Origin of the sequence: Nocardia sp. CDC160 (assembly GCF_035818795.1) — a bacterium.
In the GTDB taxonomy this organism is placed as follows: domain Bacteria; phylum Actinomycetota; class Actinomycetes; order Mycobacteriales; family Mycobacteriaceae; genus Nocardia.
The window spans coordinates 1,198,191-1,216,071 of record NZ_JAYKYT010000003.1 but is presented as its reverse complement, the minus strand read 5'-3'; the positions used below and the strand labels follow the sequence as shown (position 1 = coordinate 1,216,071).

15 protein-coding genes and 1 tRNA gene are annotated in these 17,881 nt (G+C 68.2%); 9 read left to right on the top strand and 7 right to left on the bottom strand.

Annotated features, from left to right (window positions below):
- Positions 1-88 precede the first annotated feature (88 nt).
- Entirely contained in the window at positions 89-1,261 is a 1,173-nt protein-coding gene (locus VMT40_RS20280) for an aminotransferase class V-fold PLP-dependent enzyme (protein ID WP_326360273.1), read from the bottom strand.
- 123 nt (positions 1,262-1,384) lie between these two features.
- Between VMT40_RS20280 and egtA the strand changes: the two genes are divergently transcribed.
- From egtA to egtD, 4 genes are read left to right on the top strand one after another with little or no spacing between them, the layout of a single operon-like run.
- The gene (egtA, locus tag VMT40_RS20275; protein WP_326359965.1) at positions 1,385-2,701 is read left to right on the top strand and encodes an ergothioneine biosynthesis glutamate--cysteine ligase EgtA; all 1,317 of its coding nucleotides are present in this window, start codon (positions 1,385-1,387) and stop codon (positions 2,699-2,701) included.
- On the top strand, positions 2,698-4,041 hold the full coding sequence (gene egtB / locus VMT40_RS20270) for an ergothioneine biosynthesis protein EgtB (protein WP_326359964.1): 1,344 nt from the start codon (positions 2,698-2,700) through the stop codon (positions 4,039-4,041). Before egtA ends, egtB begins: the two co-directional genes overlap by 4 nt.
- Entirely contained in the window at positions 4,041-5,117 is a 1,077-nt protein-coding gene (locus tag VMT40_RS39410; RefSeq protein WP_442790017.1) for an ergothioneine biosynthesis protein EgtC, read from the top strand. The genes egtB and VMT40_RS39410 overlap by 1 nt, the downstream gene beginning before the upstream one ends.
- Entirely contained in the window at positions 5,114-6,085 is a 972-nt protein-coding gene (egtD, locus tag VMT40_RS20260) for an L-histidine N(alpha)-methyltransferase (protein WP_326359963.1), read from the top strand. Before VMT40_RS39410 ends, egtD begins: the two co-directional genes overlap by 4 nt.
- A gap of 2 nt (positions 6,086-6,087) precedes the next feature.
- Here the strand turns inward: egtD and VMT40_RS20255 are convergent, their stop codons facing one another.
- The 6 genes from VMT40_RS20255 to VMT40_RS20230 all read right to left on the bottom strand — a co-directional run bounded on the left by VMT40_RS20255 (position 6,088) and on the right by VMT40_RS20230 (position 10,532).
- Positions 6,088-6,726 carry a DUF2461 domain-containing protein gene (locus VMT40_RS20255; protein ID WP_326359962.1) on the bottom strand — a complete coding sequence of 213 codons (639 nt, stop codon included), beginning with the start codon at positions 6,724-6,726 and terminating at the stop codon, positions 6,088-6,090.
- A gap of 13 nt (positions 6,727-6,739) precedes the next feature.
- Positions 6,740-7,312: a DUF4190 domain-containing protein gene (locus tag VMT40_RS20250; protein WP_326359961.1), complete on the bottom strand. Its 573-nt coding sequence runs from the start codon at positions 7,310-7,312 to the stop codon at positions 6,740-6,742.
- Positions 7,313-7,385: 73 nt separating this feature from the next.
- Positions 7,386-7,718, bottom strand: coding sequence for a hypothetical protein (locus VMT40_RS20245; RefSeq protein WP_326359959.1), 333 nt, complete (start codon positions 7,716-7,718; stop codon positions 7,386-7,388).
- Positions 7,719-7,876: 158 nt separating this feature from the next.
- Positions 7,877-8,857, bottom strand: a complete 981-nt coding sequence (locus tag VMT40_RS20240) for a ribose-phosphate diphosphokinase (RefSeq protein ID WP_326359958.1) — start codon at positions 8,855-8,857, stop codon at positions 7,877-7,879.
- Positions 8,854-10,356 carry a bifunctional UDP-N-acetylglucosamine diphosphorylase/glucosamine-1-phosphate N-acetyltransferase GlmU gene (glmU, locus tag VMT40_RS20235; protein WP_326359957.1) on the bottom strand — a complete coding sequence of 501 codons (1,503 nt, stop codon included), beginning with the start codon at positions 10,354-10,356 and terminating at the stop codon, positions 8,854-8,856. The genes VMT40_RS20240 and glmU overlap by 4 nt, the downstream gene beginning before the upstream one ends.
- A gap of 105 nt (positions 10,357-10,461) precedes the next feature.
- Positions 10,462-10,532: transfer RNA gene (locus VMT40_RS20230), tRNA-Gln, on the bottom strand.
- A gap of 204 nt (positions 10,533-10,736) precedes the next feature.
- Between VMT40_RS20230 and VMT40_RS20225 the strand changes: the two genes are divergently transcribed.
- The 5 genes from VMT40_RS20225 (at position 10,737) to VMT40_RS20205 (ending at position 17,837) form a co-directional block, all read left to right on the top strand.
- Positions 10,737-11,366: a TetR/AcrR family transcriptional regulator gene (locus VMT40_RS20225; protein WP_326307416.1), complete on the top strand. Its 630-nt coding sequence runs from the start codon at positions 10,737-10,739 to the stop codon at positions 11,364-11,366.
- A gap of 214 nt (positions 11,367-11,580) precedes the next feature.
- The gene (locus VMT40_RS20220) at positions 11,581-12,228 is read left to right on the top strand and encodes a TetR/AcrR family transcriptional regulator (protein WP_326306269.1); all 648 of its coding nucleotides are present in this window, start codon (positions 11,581-11,583) and stop codon (positions 12,226-12,228) included.
- A gap of 82 nt (positions 12,229-12,310) precedes the next feature.
- On the top strand, positions 12,311-15,928 hold the full coding sequence (gene mfd, locus VMT40_RS20215) for a transcription-repair coupling factor (protein WP_326359956.1): 3,618 nt from the start codon (positions 12,311-12,313) through the stop codon (positions 15,926-15,928).
- A 170-nt stretch (positions 15,929-16,098) separates the two neighbouring features.
- On the top strand, positions 16,099-16,767 hold the full coding sequence (locus tag VMT40_RS20210; protein WP_326360272.1) for a MazG family protein: 669 nt from the start codon (positions 16,099-16,101) through the stop codon (positions 16,765-16,767).
- A gap of 98 nt (positions 16,768-16,865) precedes the next feature.
- A complete protein-coding gene (locus VMT40_RS20205) occupies positions 16,866-17,837 on the top strand; it encodes a hypothetical protein (RefSeq protein WP_326359954.1) in 972 nt (323 codons plus the stop codon).
- Positions 17,838-17,881 lie beyond the last annotated feature (44 nt).

Genomic DNA, 17,881 nt, shown 5'->3' with positions numbered 1-17,881 from the left:
GAACGCGGCACCAGCACCACAAATATCCCGCGTCGGATGAAGGCTGTTAACCGTTTTCGCCAGTTCGCGTCGGCGAGGGGCGCCGCCGCTAGGTGAGCGCGCCGACCGCCCGCACGAACGTGTCGAGGTCCTCGAAGCTCACGAAGCAGTGCGGGGAGGCGCGCACCACCGAGTTCAGTTCGCGCGCGGACATATCCAGCAGTGTCGAGCCGCGGAAGCTGACCGTCACGGTAATGGCCTCGGCGGCCAGGCGGTCGCGAACCTGGACCGGTTCCAGGCCGTCGACGGTGAAGGACACGATGCCCGCGTGCTGGGTGCCGCGGTCGCGCACATCCACGCCCGGAATCTCCTGCAGCGCCTTGCGCAGGTATTCGGCGCGCTCGGCAATGGCCGCGTAGACCTGCGCCGGGCCGTGGTCGAGCAGATAGCGCACGGCCGCGCCGAGGCCGAGGCGGGCGGCCACGCCGCACTCCCAGAATTCGAAGCGGCTGGCGTCGGGGGCGAGGACGTAGTCGTCGGCGGCGGTCCATTCGGCGCCGTGCAGGTCCAGGCGGGTGGGTTCGAGGCTGAGCGCCAGCTCCGGGCGGACGTAGAGAAAGCCCGTGCCGCGCGGGCCGCGCAGCCACTTGCGGCCGGTCGCCGAGAGGGCGTCCACCTCGAGTTCGGCGACGTCGAGCGGCAGTTGACCGGCCGATTGGCAGGCGTCCAGCAGCACCAGCGCACCCACGCGATGCGCGATGCGGGCGGCCTCGGCGACCGGGTTGACCAGACCGCCATTGGTCGGAACATGAACCAGCGACACCAGTTTCACGCGCTCGTCCAGCATGGCCTCGAGCGCGTCCAGATCGAGCTGCCCGCTCGAGTCGCTGGGAATCGCCTCCACCGTCGCGCCGGACTGCCGGGCGCGTTGCAGGGCGGCGATGGCATTGCTGCCGTAGTCCACGCCGGAGATCAGGATGCGGTCGCCCGGGGACAGGGGCACCGAGTAGAAGAAGTCGCTCCACGAGCGGCTCGCGCTGTCGCTCAGGGCCAGGGCCGCCGGGTCGGCGTTGATCAGCTCGCCCAGTGCCGTCTTGACGCCGTGCAGGTCGTCGATGCGTTCGTTGGCCGCACGATAGCCGCCGATCTCGGCCTCGCGTCGCAGGTGGGCGATGGTGGTGTCGACGACGACCCGGGGCGGTAGCGAGGAGCCCGCACTATCGAGAAATACCAGATTTTCACAACCCGGTGTGTCGGCCCGTAACCCCGCGATATCCAGCATGGCATCGACCATATCGGTTGCGGTGTTCTCCATTTCGTCAGATTTGTTGTCATACGCCCTCGCTACTCTGGTTTGGGTCGCCGTCGAGCCCCTGGCGGTGACCGCATCAGACGGAGGTTGGCAATGGCTGTCACGGCGTCACCGACCGATGTGCTGCACAGTGGCCTGGCCGAATCGGAGCCCGGCGGCGAGTTCTCCTCACGCGCCGCCGCCGAGGCTTACGTCGGAAAAGTGTGTTTCAAACAGGGTCCACCGCTGCTCATCGGTGCCGAACTGGAGTGGCTCACCGCGCAGGGCGAGCCGTCGGCATCACATTCGCGTCCGGGCCTGCGGGCTCTCGCGGACGCACTCGGACCGCATGCGCCGCGGTCCATTTCCCCCGATTCCCCGGCCGTTCCGTTGCCGGGAGGCAGCCGGGTCACTCTCGAACCCGGCGGTCAGATCGAACTGTCCAGTGCCCCGTTCGGCACCGCCGCCGAACTGTGTGAGCGCTTGCGGGCAGACACGATCCGCCTGCGGGAATTGCTCGAATCCCGCGGTATCCGAACCTTTTCCGCCGCCGCCGACGCGGGTCGGCGACCGCTGCGTGTGCTGCAGCTGCCGCGGTACCGGGCCATGGAGCGATCCTTCGCCGGTATCGGGCCCTTCGGCGCGCTCATGATGTGCAATACGGCCGCCACCCAGGTCAGCGTGGACGCGGGCGCCGATCCCGCCGAGATCGCGGCCCGGTGGAATGTCCTGTACACCATGGGCCCGGCCCTGCTGGCCGCCTTCGCCTGCTCGCCCGACCTGCATTCCGCCCCGCCCGGTGACTGGGCGTCCCAGCGCATGCGGGCCTGGCAGCGGCTCGATCAGCTGCGGACCCGTCCGCCGGTGCGCGACTGGGCCGATCCCATTGCCGGATACGCACGCTGGGTGCTGGACGTGCCGCTGCTGTGCGTGCGTTCCCGTCTCCCCGACGGCGAGGCAGCCGCCGCCGATTGGACGGCCCCGCCCGGGGCCACCTTCGCCGATTGGCTGTGCGGGGCGCTGGACGCGGAGATCGGACGGCGGCCGGATCGCGAGGATCTGGATTACCACCTGACCACGGTCTTTCCGCCGGTCCGCGCGGCCGGGCACCTCGAGGTCCGCTACCTCGACGCGCAGCCGGGGGATGGGTGGACCGTGCCGGTGCATGCCTTCGACGCGCTGCTGTCCGATCCCGGAATCATCGCCGAGGCACAGGGTTTGGCCGCACCCACCGCGGCCGCCTGGTCCGAGGCGGCCCGGCACGGGCTGGCCGATCCTCAGCTGCGCGCCACCGCGGTCGCGCTGCTCGAGCTGGCCACCGCACACGCCGCCACACCGGAGGCCGCCAAGGAATTGGCCGCCGCCGCCGACCGATGTCGCAGCGGTCGGCCGCCCGCGCAGGGCGAACACGAATCGGGAGTTCTGTCATGACAATTCAGCACCTGCCCGGCACCGACCGGGCCGAGACCGAGCGGCTGCGCGAACACATCGCGGACACGCTCGAGCGGGCGCGGCGACGGACCATCGGTTTGACCGATTGCGTCGACGAGGCCGAACTGGTCGCCCAGCATTCGCGCATCATGAGTCCCCTGGTCTGGGACCTCGCGCACATTGGAAATCAGGAAGAACTGTGGCTGGTCCGCGATGTCGGCGGGCGGGAACCCGTGCGGCAGGACATCGACCATCTCTACGACGCCTTCAAACACGCCCGCGCGGATCGGCCCGCGCTGCCGCTGCTGAATCCGGGGCAGGCCCGCGAGTACGTCGGCACCGTGCGCGAGAAGGTGTGGGATGTGCTCGAGCACAGTCCATTACGCGGCAACGGGCTGGTCGAGGGTGGTTTCGCCTTCGGCATGATCGCCCAGCACGAACAGCAGCACGACGAGACCATGCTGGCCACCCATCAGCTTCGGGTCGGAAAGGCCGTGCTGTCCGCACCGCCGACGCCGCCCGCACAAGTGGCGGTCACGGGCGAAGTCGTCATTCCCGCAGGGGAATTCATCATGGGCACCGACGGTGACCCGTGGGCGCTGGACAATGAACGGCCCGCGCACCCGGTGCACGTCGACGGTTTCGCGATCGACGCCGCGCCCATCACCAATGAGCAGTACCTCGCCTTCCTCGACGACGGCGGCTACGAGCGCCCGGAACTCTGGTCCGAGCGCGGCTGGGCCCACCGCCTCGAGGCCGGGCTGACCGCACCCCAGTTCTGGGAGCAGGATGCCGGAGGCCGTTGGTGGCGGCGGGTTTTCGGCACCATGCGGCCGCTGCGCGCGCACCAGCCGGTGGTCCACGTGTGCTGGTTCGAGGCTGAGGCCTACGCGACCTGGGCGGGCAAACGCCTGCCCACCGAGGCCGAATGGGAGAAGGCCGCCCGCTTCGACCCCTTGACGGGCCGCTCGCGCCGATACCCTTGGGGCGATTCGGATCCCACCGAGGACCTCGCGAATCTCGGCCAGCAGCACCTGGAACCGGCCGATGTCGGCGCGTATCCGGCGGGTGCATCTCCGGCGGGCGTGCATCAGCTGATCGGCGACGTCTGGGAATGGACCGCTTCGGGTTTCGACCCCTACCCGGGTTTCCGCGCCTTCCCCTACCGCGAATACTCCGAGGTCTTCTACGGCGGCGACTACCGGGTTCTGCGCGGCGGCTCCTTCGGTGCCGATCAGGTCGCCGCCCGCGGCACCTTCCGCAACTGGGACCATCCCATCCGCCGCCAGATCTTCTCCGGCTTCCGCCTGGCCAGAGACCTGACCCCGGACGAGCGCTGATGTGCCGCCACCTCGCCTACCTGGGACCGCCGGTCCCGGTGGGCGAACTCCTGACCCGTGGCCCGCATTCGCTGCGCACCCAATCCTGGGCACCGCGCGACATGCGCGGCGGCGGCACGATCAACGCCGACGGCTTCGGCGTCGCCTGGTGGCACCACCCCGACGCCGCGTCCCCGGACCACGGCCCCGGCGTCATCTGGCACGGCGGCGCGACCCCGGACATCCGCGCCTCCGCCGACGCGGCCGAGACGGATTCCACCGCAGGCGATCTGGTGGTCAGCCGCTACCGCAATGCCGCCCCCATCTGGACGGACCCCGCCGTCGACGAGGTGCTACCCCAGATCCGCTCCACCGCGGTCCTCGCCGCAATCCGTTCCGCCACGGTCGGAATGCCGGTGGAGCGCGCCGCCTGCGCCCCCTTCACCCACGGCCGCTGGGCCTTCAGCCACAACGGCGCGATCCCCGACTGGCGACGCGTGCTGGCCGAGGTGGCAGCCGAATTCGGCTCGCCCTCACTGCTCGAGGCCGAGTCCCTCACCGACTCGGCCGCCCTCTGGGTGATCCTGCGCGGGCTGCTCGACGCTACGACAGCGCCACCGTCGCAGTCCGCGGGCCGGTCGGATGCCGAGGGGGCCGAATCGCGGAGCTTCGGGGCGGCGGTGGCGTTCGGGTCGTCGGTCAGCGTCACCTCGACTTCCGGTGCGCCACCGGATGTTCGGGCCTGGGGGTGGGCTACCACCGCCGAAGGAACCGACGCCCGGGCGAGTTCGTCGGCGGCGACCGCGCGGGCGGGGGAGCCGGGGGAGGCGTTGCGGCTGGTCATGGCCGCGGTGTTGCGGCGGTCGCCGAAGGCGCGGTTGAACCTGTTGGTGGGGGATGGGGTGGGGATTTGGGCCACTACGTGGCATCACTCTTTGTCGGTCCTGGCGGCCGACGGGTTCGTGGTGGTGGCCTCGGAACCGTTCGATGACGATCCGCGGTGGCGGCCGATCGGTGATCGGCAGTTGGTGCGGGTGCGGGGTGGACGGGTTTCGGTGGAGCCACTGGATATCGAGATCGGAAGGGCTGGTTCATGAATACGGCTACGGTGGAGATTCATCTCACCGATGAAGACCTGACCGCCGCGCTGCGGGACGACGTGCGGCGCGGGTTGACGGCGGAGCCGAAGTGGCTGCCGCCCAAGTGGTTCTACGACGCGCGGGGCAGCGAGCTGTTCGAGAAGATCACCGAGCTGCCCGAGTACTACCCGACGCGGACCGAGCGGGCGCTGCTGGAGCGGGTGGTGGCCGAGATCGCCCGGATCGCGCGGGCCGAGGTGCTGGTCGAACTGGGTGCGGGATCGGCGGCCAAGACGCGGCTGATCCTCAATGCCATGCAGGCCGAAGGGCCGTTGAAGAGCTATGTGCCGCAGGATGTCTCGGTGTCCGCACTGCGCATGGCGGCCGACGAGGTGGCCTCGGAGTTCCCGGGTCTGGGTGTGCACGGCGTGGTCAGCGACTTCACCGGCACGCTGGACAATCTGCCCGGGGGCGGGCGGCGCATGGTCGCGTTCCTGGGCGGCACCATCGGCAATCTGGTCCCGGCCGAGCGCGCCGAATTCCTCGGCGGCATCCGGGACGTCCTGGAACCGGGCGAACAGCTGCTGCTGGGTGCGGGCCTGGTCATCGACCCGGCGGTGCTGGTGCCCGCCTACGACGACGCCGCCGGTGTCACCGCGGAGTTCAATCGCAATGTCCTGCACGTGCTCAACACCCGGCTGGGCGCGAACTTCGAACCGGAGAAGTTCGCGCACGTCGCCATCTGGGATGCCGAGCGCGAGTGGATCGAAATGCGCCTGGAGGCCACCGAACCCATGACGGTCCACATCCAGGACCTCGACCTCACCGTCGAATTCGCCGAGGGCGAGCAACTACGCACCGAGATCTCCGCCAAATTCCGCCGCGAGACCCTCGAAACCGAGTTGGACGCCGCCGGTTTCACCACCGAACACATCTGGACCGACCCCGACGACCGCTTCGCCCTGATCCTGGCCGAGCGGCGGTAGCGCTACTTCTGGTCGGTGACCGCGGCCAGCCATTCGATCAGCGGCCGCATCTGCTCCCACGCCGCCCGGATCTCCCGGGCGGCGCGGGGCGTGGTCAGCCACTTGGGTGCGCCGAAATCCTTTCCGGCGGTGAGGGATTTGTGGCGGAGTAGCTCGATGCGAGGGTGGTCGATGTCGTAGCCCTTGGGCTTGGTGGCCAGTTTGTCGCCGCCGATGGTGTATCCGGCCGAAACCAGCTGGGCGATCAGGCCTTCCAGTTCGCCGCCGCGCACCTCGTCGTCGATGGCCGCCCGCAGCGCGGTCAGCTGCGCGGGGGAGGCGGCGTACATGCCGCCCGCCACCCGCAGCCCGGCCGCGCCGATCTGCACGTACCACCCGGAGTACTGCGCGCTGTACACCACCGCGCCCTGGTGGTTCTTGTAGGGCGACTTGTCCTTGGCGAAGCGCACATCGCGGTACGGCCGGAAGATCTTGGCCGCGCCGAAGTCCGGCTCCAGCTCGGCCACAAGGGCTTTCATCGGGTCCCGCACGGACTCTTCCCATACCTGCTTGTGGGCGTTCCAGAAGGCCTTGGAGTTATCGGCTTCCAGGTCCTCGTAGAAATCGAGTCCGGCGAGCGGGAACCCGGTGAATGCGGTCATGGCTAGCCATTATTCATCGCGACGAACCGACGACCGCCAGCCCTATCCCGATGCCGATGATCATGCACACGCCAGCCGCGATGGCCGCCCACTTGCCCAGCGGTTCGCCCTTGTTGTTGCCGACCACGCCCAGCACGATGCCGACGATCCCGAGGATCGGGCACAGCAGCAGGGCCAGGGCCGCGCAGACGAAGCCGATGATGGAGAAGGTCTGGGCACCGGTGCGCGGTGGCGCGCCGTATTCCGCGCCCCCGGGATATGGCTGGTACGGCTGGCCGTAGGGCTGCCCGTACTGCTGATCGCCGGGTCCGAACTGCTGTGGGTACGGCGGCGGGGAGCCCTGCGGATAGGGCTGGTGCGCGCCACCCGGTGGGGCCGCGTAGCCGCCGCCCGGTGGATACGCCGGTGGGGTGAGCGGGGGGAACGGTGTGGAGTCGCCCTGTGGGGGGTTGTCGGCGGCCGCCGCCTCGTCGTCCTGCTTGGACAGCTCGATCGGCTTCGCGTCGTCCTTACCGTGTGGTGTGCCTGATTCGTGTGGCGTACCGGGTTCGTGCGGCGTACCTGATTCGTGCGGTGGCGTGCTCATGTCGCGCCCTCCTCGGTCGTGGTGTGACGACTCTTCTAAGGTTTCCCGCTACCGGACTCGCTATGCAACTGTCCTAATCGCCTGGTTCGTCCACGATTTCCATGGCGGCCAACTCGGCGGGCCGATCGTCCTCGGCCACGTACTCCTCGCGCTGCCGTCGCCGCGTCCACTCCTGGTCCAGCTCGGCTCCTATACCGAGCCGACCGGTGTCGTCGTTCTCGCGATTGCGAATGACCAGATCCTCGGGCGGATCGGCGATGTACCGCTCGTATTCGCGGATGTCGTCTTCCTGATCGTCGTCGCCGAGGTCGTAGTCGAGGTTGTCGACGTCACTGTCGAAGACCTGATCGGTTTCGAAGACCTCGTCCATGAGTCGGGCGTCGTCCTCGTCGGGCCGGTCGGCCATTCGGCACCACCTCTCCGCGCGATCAGCGCACAAGTAGCAAACACCGAGTCCGCGTCCAACGCTACCGCTTGCGGGCCGAATCGGACATCCATTGCCACCCCCATTTCATACGACAGCGCCCCCTCCGAAACCCGGAAGGGGCGCTGTCGTGAGAGCGGTTACGCGTTGCCGTTGAAAAGCCCTGTGACGGAGCCGTTCTCGAAGACCTCGCGGATGGTCTGCGCCAGCAGCGGGGCGATCGAGAGCACGGTCAGCGTGGGGAACTTCTTCGACTCGTCGATCGGCAGGGTGTTGGTCACCACGACCTCCTTGGCACCGCAGCTCGCGAGCCGCTCGGCGGCCGGGGCCGACAGGATGCCGTGGGTGGCGGCGATGACCACGTCACCCGCACCCGCCTCCTTGAGCACCTTCACGGCTCCGGCGATGGTGCCGCCGGTGTCGATCATGTCGTCGATCAGGATGCAGGTCCGGCCTTCGACCTCACCGACCACGCGGTTGGAGACGGTCTGGTTGGGGACCAGCGGGTCGCGGGTCTTGTGGATGAACGCCATCGGCGCGTCAGCGAGGGAGTTGGCCCACTTCTCGGCGACCTTCACACGACCGGCGTCGGGGGAGACGACGGTGATGTTGGACAGGTCGTAGTTGTTGCGGATGTGCTCGGCCAGCTGCACCTGCGCGTGCATGTGATCGACCGGGCCGTCGAAGAAGCCCTGGATCTGATCGGTGTGCAGGTCGATGGTGATGATCCGGTCCGCGCCCGCGGTCTTGAGCAGGTCGGCGATCAGGCGGGCCGAGATGGGCTCGCGGCCGCGGTGCTTCTTGTCCTGACGGGCGTAGGGGTAGAACGGCAGCACCGAGGTGATCCGCTTGGCCGAACCGCGCTTGAGCGCGTCGATCATGATCAGGTGCTCCATGACCCACTGGTTCAGCGGCGCCGGGAAGCTCTGCAACACGAAAGCGTCGGAGCCACGCACCGATTCCTCGAACCGGACGAAGGTCTCGCCGTTCGCGAAGTCGCGCGCGGTCTGGGGGGTGACGTGGACATTGAGTTCCTTGGCCACCGCCTCGGCGAGCTCGGGATGAGCGCGTCCGGAGAACAGCATCAGGTTCTTCTGGTTATCGGTAGAGAACGCGGTCACTGACGTTCGCCATCCTTTTGCTCGGTGGATATCTCGGTGGTTCCCGGCTGATCCGGGAGAGCCGCGAGGGCCGCTTCGGCCGCGCGGGCTGCATCGGTGCCGGGGCGATTGCGCTGCACCCAGCCTTCGAGGTTGCGCTGTGCACCACCCGAGACCGCGAGCGCTCCCGGTGGAACATTTCTGCGCAGTACAGTACCCGCCCCCGAGTACGCACCGTCACCCACCGTGACCGGCGCGACGAACATATTGTCGCTGCCCGTGCGAACATGCGAACCCACGGTCGTGTGGTGCTTCTTGACCCCGTCGTAATTGACGAAAACGCTGGCCGCCCCGATATTGCTGTATTCGCCAATGGTGGCGTCGCCAACGTACGACAGGTGCGGGACCTTGGAGCCGGTGCCGATGGTCGCGTTCTTGGTCTCGACGAAGGTGCCGATCTTGCCGTTCTCGCCCAGCGAGGTGCCGGGCCGCAGGTAGGCGAAGGGGCCGACGCTCGCGCCCGGGCCGATCTTGGCCTTCTCGCCGTGCGTGCGCACCACCTTCGCGCCGTCGCCGACGGTGACGTCGGTGAGCGTGCAGTCCGGTCCGATCTCGGCGTCCTCGCCGATCACGGTGTCGCCCAACAGTTGTACGCCCGGGCGGATGATCGCGTCGCGGCCGATCACCACATTGCCGTCGATCCAGGTGGAGCCCGGATCGATGATGGTGACCCCGGCGCGCATGTGCCGTTCCAGGATGTAGCGGTTGAGGGTGCGCGCGGCCCCGGCCAGCTGCACCCGGTCGTTCACGCCGGTGACCTTGGCGGAATCGATCAGTCGCGCGCCGTGTACCGGATGCCCGGCCTCGCGGGCCAGTTTGAGCACATCGGTGAGATACAGCTCGTGGCGGGCGTTGGCGGTATCGATGCGCGAGATCATGACGCGCAACACGGCCGCGTCGAAGACGTAGACGCCGGAGTTGACCTCGGTGATGGCCGCCTGCTCGGGGGTGGCGTCGGCGTGCTCGACGATCTCCATCACCCGGTGCTGGGCGTCGCGCACGATGCGGCCGTAGCCGTTGGGGTCCTCGGGCTCGAAAGTCAGGACGGTGACCGCGGATCCGTCGGAGTAGCTGTTGTGCTCGTCGAGCAGCGCGTTGAGGGTGTGCCCGTCCAGCAGCGGCACATCGGCGTAGGTGACGAGCACATTGCCCGTGAAGTCCTCGGGCATCACCGCGAGTGCGCACTGCACGGCGTGCCCGGTGCCGCGCTGCTCCTCCTGCACCGCCAGGGTGATCTGGCGGCCCAGTTCCGCGCCCACCTTGCCGACCGCGTCGCCGACCGCTTCGCGGTCGTGGCCGATCACGGTGATGAGCGACGTCGGGTCGATCTCGTGCGCGGCATGCAGCGCGTGGGCGAGCATGCTCCGACCGGCGAGCGGGTGCAACACCTTGGGTGTCTTGGACCGCATTCGGGTTCCGGCTCCGGCGGCGAGAACGACGACGGCGGTCTGCTGTGGCATGGATCTCCCTCGGCTGCCGGTCATCGTGTGCTGAGTCAGTTCTTGCTGGGCCACAGGTGGTCAGCGATTCTGTGCGGGGCCAACCATATCGACCCTGCTCGCGAGCTCCGCCGCCAGGACTCGAACCTGGACAAACTGAACCAAAATCAGTTGTGCTGCCATTACACCACGGCGGATTGCAGCGTCATGCGGGTCTGATCCTCGCATGAAGTACCCCCGAACGTCGAACCGCTTACCGAGATTCGATCGTGTCTGTCGATAGGCTACTCATGACGGCGCGGCGGCCACCGGCCCCGCACCCCGGGCAACGGTGCCCGGGGTCAGGGCGAAAGGGCAGGTAAGCAATGACGGCTGGCGAGGGTAGACCGGCGCGGGCGCGCATGACCGGGACCCAGCGCCGTCAGCAGCTCATCGAGATCGGGCGGGCGCTGTTCGCGGAGCGGGGGTACGACGCGACCTCGATAGAGGAGATCGCGGCGCGGGCGCAGGTGTCGAAACCGGTGGTGTACGAGCACTTCGGCGGCAAGGAGGGGTTGTACGCGGTCGTGGTCGATCGCGAGATGTCGACCCTGCTCGAGATGATCACCGCCTCGCTCACCCAGAACCGGTCGCGGGTGCGGCTCGAGCAGGTGGCGCTGGCGTTGCTCACCTATATGGAGGAGCGCACCGACGGCTTCCGAATCCTCATGCGCGATCAGCCGGTGTCGGCCGCGGAGGGCACGTACTCGTCTCTGCTCAACGAGGCCGTGAATCAGGTGGCGCACATTCTCGCCGGGGATTTCGAGCGCCGCGGGCTGGACCCGAATCTGGCGACGCTCTACGGGCAGGCGCTGGTGGGAATGGTTGCGACGGCGGCGACCTGGTGGCTCGACGAGCGTCAGCCGTCCAAGGAAGTGGTGGCCGCGCACCTGGTGAATCTGTGCTGGAACGGGCTCACGCATTTGGAGGCGGACCCCAAGCTGGCGTCGGAATGGCCGAGCGGCAAAGGGTTATCGAACCCTGCAGTCTGAATTTTGGTCTGATATGTCTGTCCTAGCGGGGCAGAACTGGACAGTTAACCAGCGAATTGCGAAGGAGGACGGGTCGAATGCTCGAATCGGCTGGCAGCGCGCAGCCGGGTGGTACGGTTCACCCATCCTTCGAGTGCTGTTCGAACTGTGATGTCGGTCAACTTCGGGATGTCGGTCTACTTCAGGATGGCTGGTTTGATGACAGGCGGATCTGATGGCTAGGCAAGCGCGTGCGGAGATCACTCGCGATTCCGTGCTCGCGGGCGCGGCCGATGTCTTTCTTCGGCTGGGCTACGCGAACGCGTCTCTCTCGGAGATCATCGCGCAGTCGAATGTGACCAAGGGCGCCTTGTACTTTCACTTCGGCTCCAAGGAAGAACTGGCCCGCGCCGTCGTCGATCAGGGCAACGAGCGACTGGTCAGCGCCTGCCAGGGATTCTTCGATCCGCGGGTGCCCGCGCTGGAGGCGTGCATCGGGATCACCTATGTGGTCGCCGATCTCACCATGAACGATCCGATGGTCGGGGCGATGCTCAAGCTCACCCACCAGATCGGCGACTACCGCGGCGCGACCGGCGACAATATCGCCAAGACGTGGGGCGAGACGCATCGTTTGCTCGCCGAACGCGCCATTACCCAGGGCGATTTGAAGCCCGACCTGGATCCCGACACCATCGGCCTGCTGCTGCAGGAGATGACCACCGGCGTCCATATCGTCGCGGTCAGCACGGAATCCATCGACCAGATGGCCACCCGCATGGAACGCGCCTGGTACTTCCTGCTGCCCTCGATCGTCCCGGACGAGAAGGTGGCCTACTTCCGCGAATTCGCCGCCCGCCGCCTGCGCCGCTACGTGCAGTAGGACGGTTCGCCCGCCTGTCGGATCGGGTGATTAGACTCGGTTGGCCGTCTGAAACGCTGATCTGCGCCTAGGAGTCTGCCCCATGTCCACCCAACGTCCACCTTTGGCGGGCCTGGCTGCGGTGGCCGGTGCCGACGCGGCCTTGGCGCAGGTCAGGAGCCTGATCGGGCGGGACTCGGCCATGCTGATCGCGCCCTCGGCGGTGCGGCCGTTCGTGGCCTCGACGATTGCCGAGCAGCGGCCGCTGCTGGTGGTGACGGCGACCGGGCGCGAGGCCGATGATCTGACCGTCGAGCTCACGGAGATGCTGGGCGACTCCGTCGCGGTGTTCCCGTCCTGGGAGACGCTGCCGCACGAGCGGCTCTCGCCGGGTGCGGACACCGTGGGTCGCCGGTTGCAGGTGCTGCGGCGTTTGGCGCATCCGGAGGATCCGGGCTTCGCCGGGCCGCTGCGCGTGGTGGTGACCACGGTGCGCTCGCTCATGCAGCCGATGGCGGCGGGGCTGGGGGAGATCGAGCCCATCGTCTTGCGCAAGGGCGCGGAGTTCGATTTCGACGAATTGCTCACGCGGCTGGTGGAATTCGCCTACGAGCGGGTCGACATGGTCGGCAAGCGCGGCGAGTTCGCGGTGCGCGGCGGCATTCTGGACCTCTTCCCGCCGACGGCGGATCATCCGGTGCGCGTGGAGTTCTGGGGCGACGAGGTCGCCGAGCTGCGGGCGTTCTCGGTGCAGGATCAGCGCTCGATCCACGAGGTGCCGGTCGAGCTGGTGGTCGCGCCGCCGTGCCGGGAACTGTTGCTCACCAACGAACTTCGCGAACGCGCGGCCCGGGTGGCGGCCGAGAATCCGGCCGACGCCGCGCTGGTGGAGATGCTGGAGAAGATCGCCGAGGGCATCCCGGTCGAGGGCATGGAGGCGCTGCTGCCGGTGCTGCAGCCCGGTGAGCTGCAGCTGCTGGTGGATGTGCTGCCCGCGGAAACCCATGTGCTGCTGTGCGATCCGGAGAAGGTGCGCACCCGCGCGGCCGATCTGGTGCGCACCGGTCAGGAGTTCCTGGAGGCGTCGTGGACCGCGGCCTCCTTCGGCGGTGCCGCGCCGCTGGGCGCGTACGGCCTGGATCTGGCCGCCTCGGGTTATCGCAGACTGGATGTCGTGCACGCCGATGCCGAGCGCCGCGGGCTGCCGTGGTGGACGCTGAGCCCGCTGGCGGCCGACGATCCGAACGAGATCGTGCTGCCGGTGGTCGCCGCCGCCTCCGCGCGCGGCTCCGAGGAACTGGTCGCCACCATCTTCGCCTCGCTGCGCGCCCACGTCTCGACCGGCGGACGCGCGGTCATCGTGGTGGCCGGACACGGTACGGCGCAACGCATTCTGGAACGTCTGTCCGATGCCGAGGTGCCCGCGGCCGCCCTGGAGCCCGGTGCCGAGCCGGTGCGCGGGCTGGTCGGCGTGCTGTGCGGTTCGCTGCACGACGGCATCGTGTTCGACGAGTCCAAGCTGGTGGTGATCGCGGAATCCGATCTCACCGGCAACCGGGTCACCGCGCCCGGCGAGGGCAAGAAGCTGCCCGCCAAGCGGCGCAATCAGGTCGATCCGCTGGCGCTCACCGCGGGTGACATGGTCGTGCACGATCAGCACGGCATCGGGCGCTTCGTGGAGATGATCGAGCGGACCATCGCCGGTGCGCGGCGGGAGTACCTGGTCATCGAGTACGCGCCCGGCAAGCGCGGCCAGCCGGGTGATCGCCTGTTCGTGCCCATGGATTCGCTGGATCAACTCTCGCGCTACGTGGGCGGCGAGATGCCGTCGCTGTCCAAGCTCGGCGGCTCGGACTGGGCCAATACGAAACGCAAGGCGCGCAAGGCGGTTCGCGAGATCGCCACCGAGCTGGTGCAGCTCTACGCCGCCCGGCAGGCCGCCCCCGGCCACGCCTTCGCCCCGGACACCCCGTGGCAGCAGGAGATGGAGGACGCCTTCGCGTTCACCGAGACCGTCGACCAGCTCTCGGCCATCGCCGAGGTGAAGGCCGATATGGAGAAGGCGGTCCCGATGGACCGCGTCATCTGCGGCGACGTCGGCTACGGCAAGACCGAGATCGCGGTGCGCGCGGCGTTCAAGGCGGTGCAGGACGGCAAGCAGGTGGCCGTGCTGGTGCCGACAACCCTGCTGGCGCAACAGCATCTGCAGACCTTCACCGAGCGCATGGCCGGATTCCCCGTGGTGGTGAAGGGCCTGTCGCGCTTCACCGATCCGGCCGAATCGCGGGAGATCCTCGAGGGCATGGCGTCCAAGGACGTCGACATCGTGGTCGGCACGCACCGGCTGCTGCAGACCGGTGTGCGGTGGAAGGACCTGGGACTGGTCATCATCGACGAGGAGCAGCGCTTCGGCGTCGAGCACAAGGAGCACATCAAGGCGCTGCGCACGCACGTGGACGTGCTGACCATGTCCGCCACGCCGATTCCGCGCACCCTGGAGATGTCGCTCGCGGGCATTCGCGAGATGTCGACCATCCTCACCCCGCCCGAGGAACGACACCCGGTGCTCACCTACGTGGGCGCGTACAACGACAAGCAGGTGGCCGCGGCCGTGCGGCGTGAGCTGCTGCGCGACGGCCAGGTGTTCTACGTGCACAACCGGGTGGCCTCGATCGACAAGGCGGCCAAGCGGATTCGCGACCTCGTGCCGGAGGCACGCGTGGTGGTGGCGCACGGGCAAATGAACGAGGACATGCTCGAGAAGACCGTGCAGGGCTTCTGGGAGCGGGAATTCGATGTGCTGGTGTGCACCACCATCATCGAGACCGGTCTGGACATCTCCAATGCCAATACCCTGATCGTGGAACGCGCGGACGCCCTGGGTCTTTCGCAGCTGCACCAGCTGCGCGGCCGCGTCGGCCGGTCCCGGGAGCGCGGCTACGCCTACTTCCTGTATCCGCCGGAGAAGCCGCTCACCGAGACCGCCTACGACCGGCTGGCCACCATTTCCCAGAACTCGGATCTGGGCGCCGGTATGGCGGTGGCCATGAAGGACCTCGAGATTCGCGGCGCGGGCAATGTGCTCGGCGCCGAACAGTCCGGTCACGTGGCGGGTGTCGGCTTCGACCTGTACGTGCGTCTGGTCGGTGAGGCGGTGGAGGCCTATCGCGCCGCCGCCGACGGCCGCCCGATCACGGTGGACGAGGAGGTCAAGGAGGTGCGCATCGATCTCCCGGTCGACGCCCACATTCCGCCCGACTACATCGCCTCCGACCGCCTACGCCTGGAGGCCTACCGCAAACTGGCCGCCGCCCAGGACGATTCGGCGCTCTCGGCGGTGGTCGAGGAACTCGTGGACCGCTACGGCCCGCTGCCGGTCGAGGTCGGACGCCTGGTCTCGGTGGCCAAGCTGCGCCTGCTCGCCCGCGAGTACTCGATCGCCGAAATCGGCGTCACCGGAACCACATTGAAGGTCTCGCCGCTGCAGCTGCCCGACTCCAAGCAGCTGCGGCTCAAGCGCCTCTACCCGAACGCCACCTACCGCGCCGCCACGGGCATCGTGCAACTCCCGCTCCCGCGCGTCGAGGACAGCGTCGGTGCGGCCCGAGTCCGCGATGTCCAGGTCCTCCAATTCGTCGCCGACCTCCTCCTGGCCCTCGACGGAAAGGCCCCCGGCGCAGTCGATGTGAAGGTCGCCCCGGAGGTGTTGGCCCCGCGATGAGTTCCGACCGCCCGGTGGGCAATTCGCACGGTGACGCCGCCGACTCACCTCGCCATCCCGGCGGTCCCGCTCGTCAGTCCGGCGTGTCCGTGGCCGGAATCCACGGCGGCGAGGGGGATCCCGGCGAGCGGGCGTGGCCGTCGGGTGGTGAGGCCGGTGATATCGCCGCGATGACTCAGGCCCTGGGTGAGGCGGTCGAGGTGATGGATCGGCTGTGGAATTTCGGCGGGTGGGAGGTCACCCAGACGCATGATTCGTTGCGGCCGTATCTGCTCGAGGAAACCTACGAGCTGCTCGACGCGATTCAGGAGCAGGACGCCGAGACGATCAAGGAGGAGTTGGGGGATCTGCTGCTGCAGGTGCTGTTCCACTCCCGGATCGCCGAGGCGGCAGGGGAATTCACGGTCGCGGAGGTGGCGGCGGCGCTGGTGGCCAAGCTGGTGCACCGCAGTCCGCATCTGATCGACGACGGCATCGATCGCGACGCCGCGGTGGCCGACAAGATCGCGGCGCAGGAAAAGGCTTGGGAGGAGCGCAAATCCGCCGAGAAGGCACGGCGCTCCTGCCTGGACGGCATTGCCATGGCCCAACCCGCGCTGGCCCTCGCGGAGAAGGTTCGCTCACGAGCTATCAAGGCCGGTTTACCGGAGGATTCGATTCCCGACGCGCTGCGGTTCGTCGAACTCGGCGGTCCGGACAGCGCCGAAGAACGGTTGCGCAAGGCCACTCTCGTGTTCGCCGGTCGCATCCGCGCGGCCGAGGACGCCGCCGAAATCGCGCGCGGTGAACGCCGGGCGCTGACGGCGGGGGACTGGTGCGAATTCTGGCCGCGCGACTGACCCAATCCCGCACGGCGGGCCGAATCGGGCATAGCGGAGGCGATGCCGAACGATAACGGCGGTGTTGCCTTCGGCTCGTTTCGGCTAGCGTCTGAGGGGTGCATGCTTCGGGGCGCGAATCGATCACCGAGTACTACCCGCCGAAAGCGGGTGCGGTCGGCGCGCTGGTCTTCTTCCTCGTGATGACCGCGCTGCCCGGTTTCGTGGTGTTCGACGGTGATGAGCACGTATTCCTGCGGGTGCTGGGCGGTTTCGCCATGGCGTTGTTCGGCTTCGGGGTGTACGCCATGCTCGACGACCTGCTGCGCCCGCAGCCCACGCTGGTCATCAGCGATCAAGGCTTCACCTATCGCGGCTACCCGCATGTGGGCTGGGCGGAGGTGGAACGCCTACGCCTGGGCATCGGCCGCCTGCGCAAGGGTGGTCGCGCCGAGCGGTTCGCCGAGGTGGTGCTGCGCGACCCCGTCGAATTCCGCGACCGCGTCCACGCCCTCGGCGATGTCACCGCCCGCAAGAACGTGGACCGCCCCCTGTTCATCGTCCCCGAACGCCTACCGGTCCCGGTCGCCGCCGTCGTCGAGGTCATGCGCGAACACCATCCCGACCTGGTGGTCCGGGCCCTCGAGGACGAATCGTCGGAACCGCCCGCCGCCTCGCATTCCCCCGACCGCGACATGGTCGAGAGCGCCTTGGTCAGCGCCCTCACCGAATCCCTGCCCGACAACTGGAATCTGGCCGTGCTGTGGTTCTGCCTGGTGGGCGACGACGGCCACGCCGGAATCCAACTCGACCTCGCCGACTCCGATCCGGACGACCTGCAGCCCTCCGAGGAGATCCTCATGCTCCTCAACCGCCTCAAGGAGGTCTGCTACGACCAGATGACCGGCACCTGGCTCTCCGGCCAGGTCATGCTCCAATCCGCCTCCACCAAGGCCCAATTCACCCTCTCCTTCAAGGAGATCCCCGACTGGCTCCCCCTCCCCGACCCCGCCGAATGCCGCCGCGAACTCGCCACCTACCCCCGCGCGGGCGACGAAATCCCCACCTGGCTCCGCCAACGCATCTCGTGAGCGACCCGGTCCGCTGTGACCTGGGTCGCGGGTCCGGAAACGTC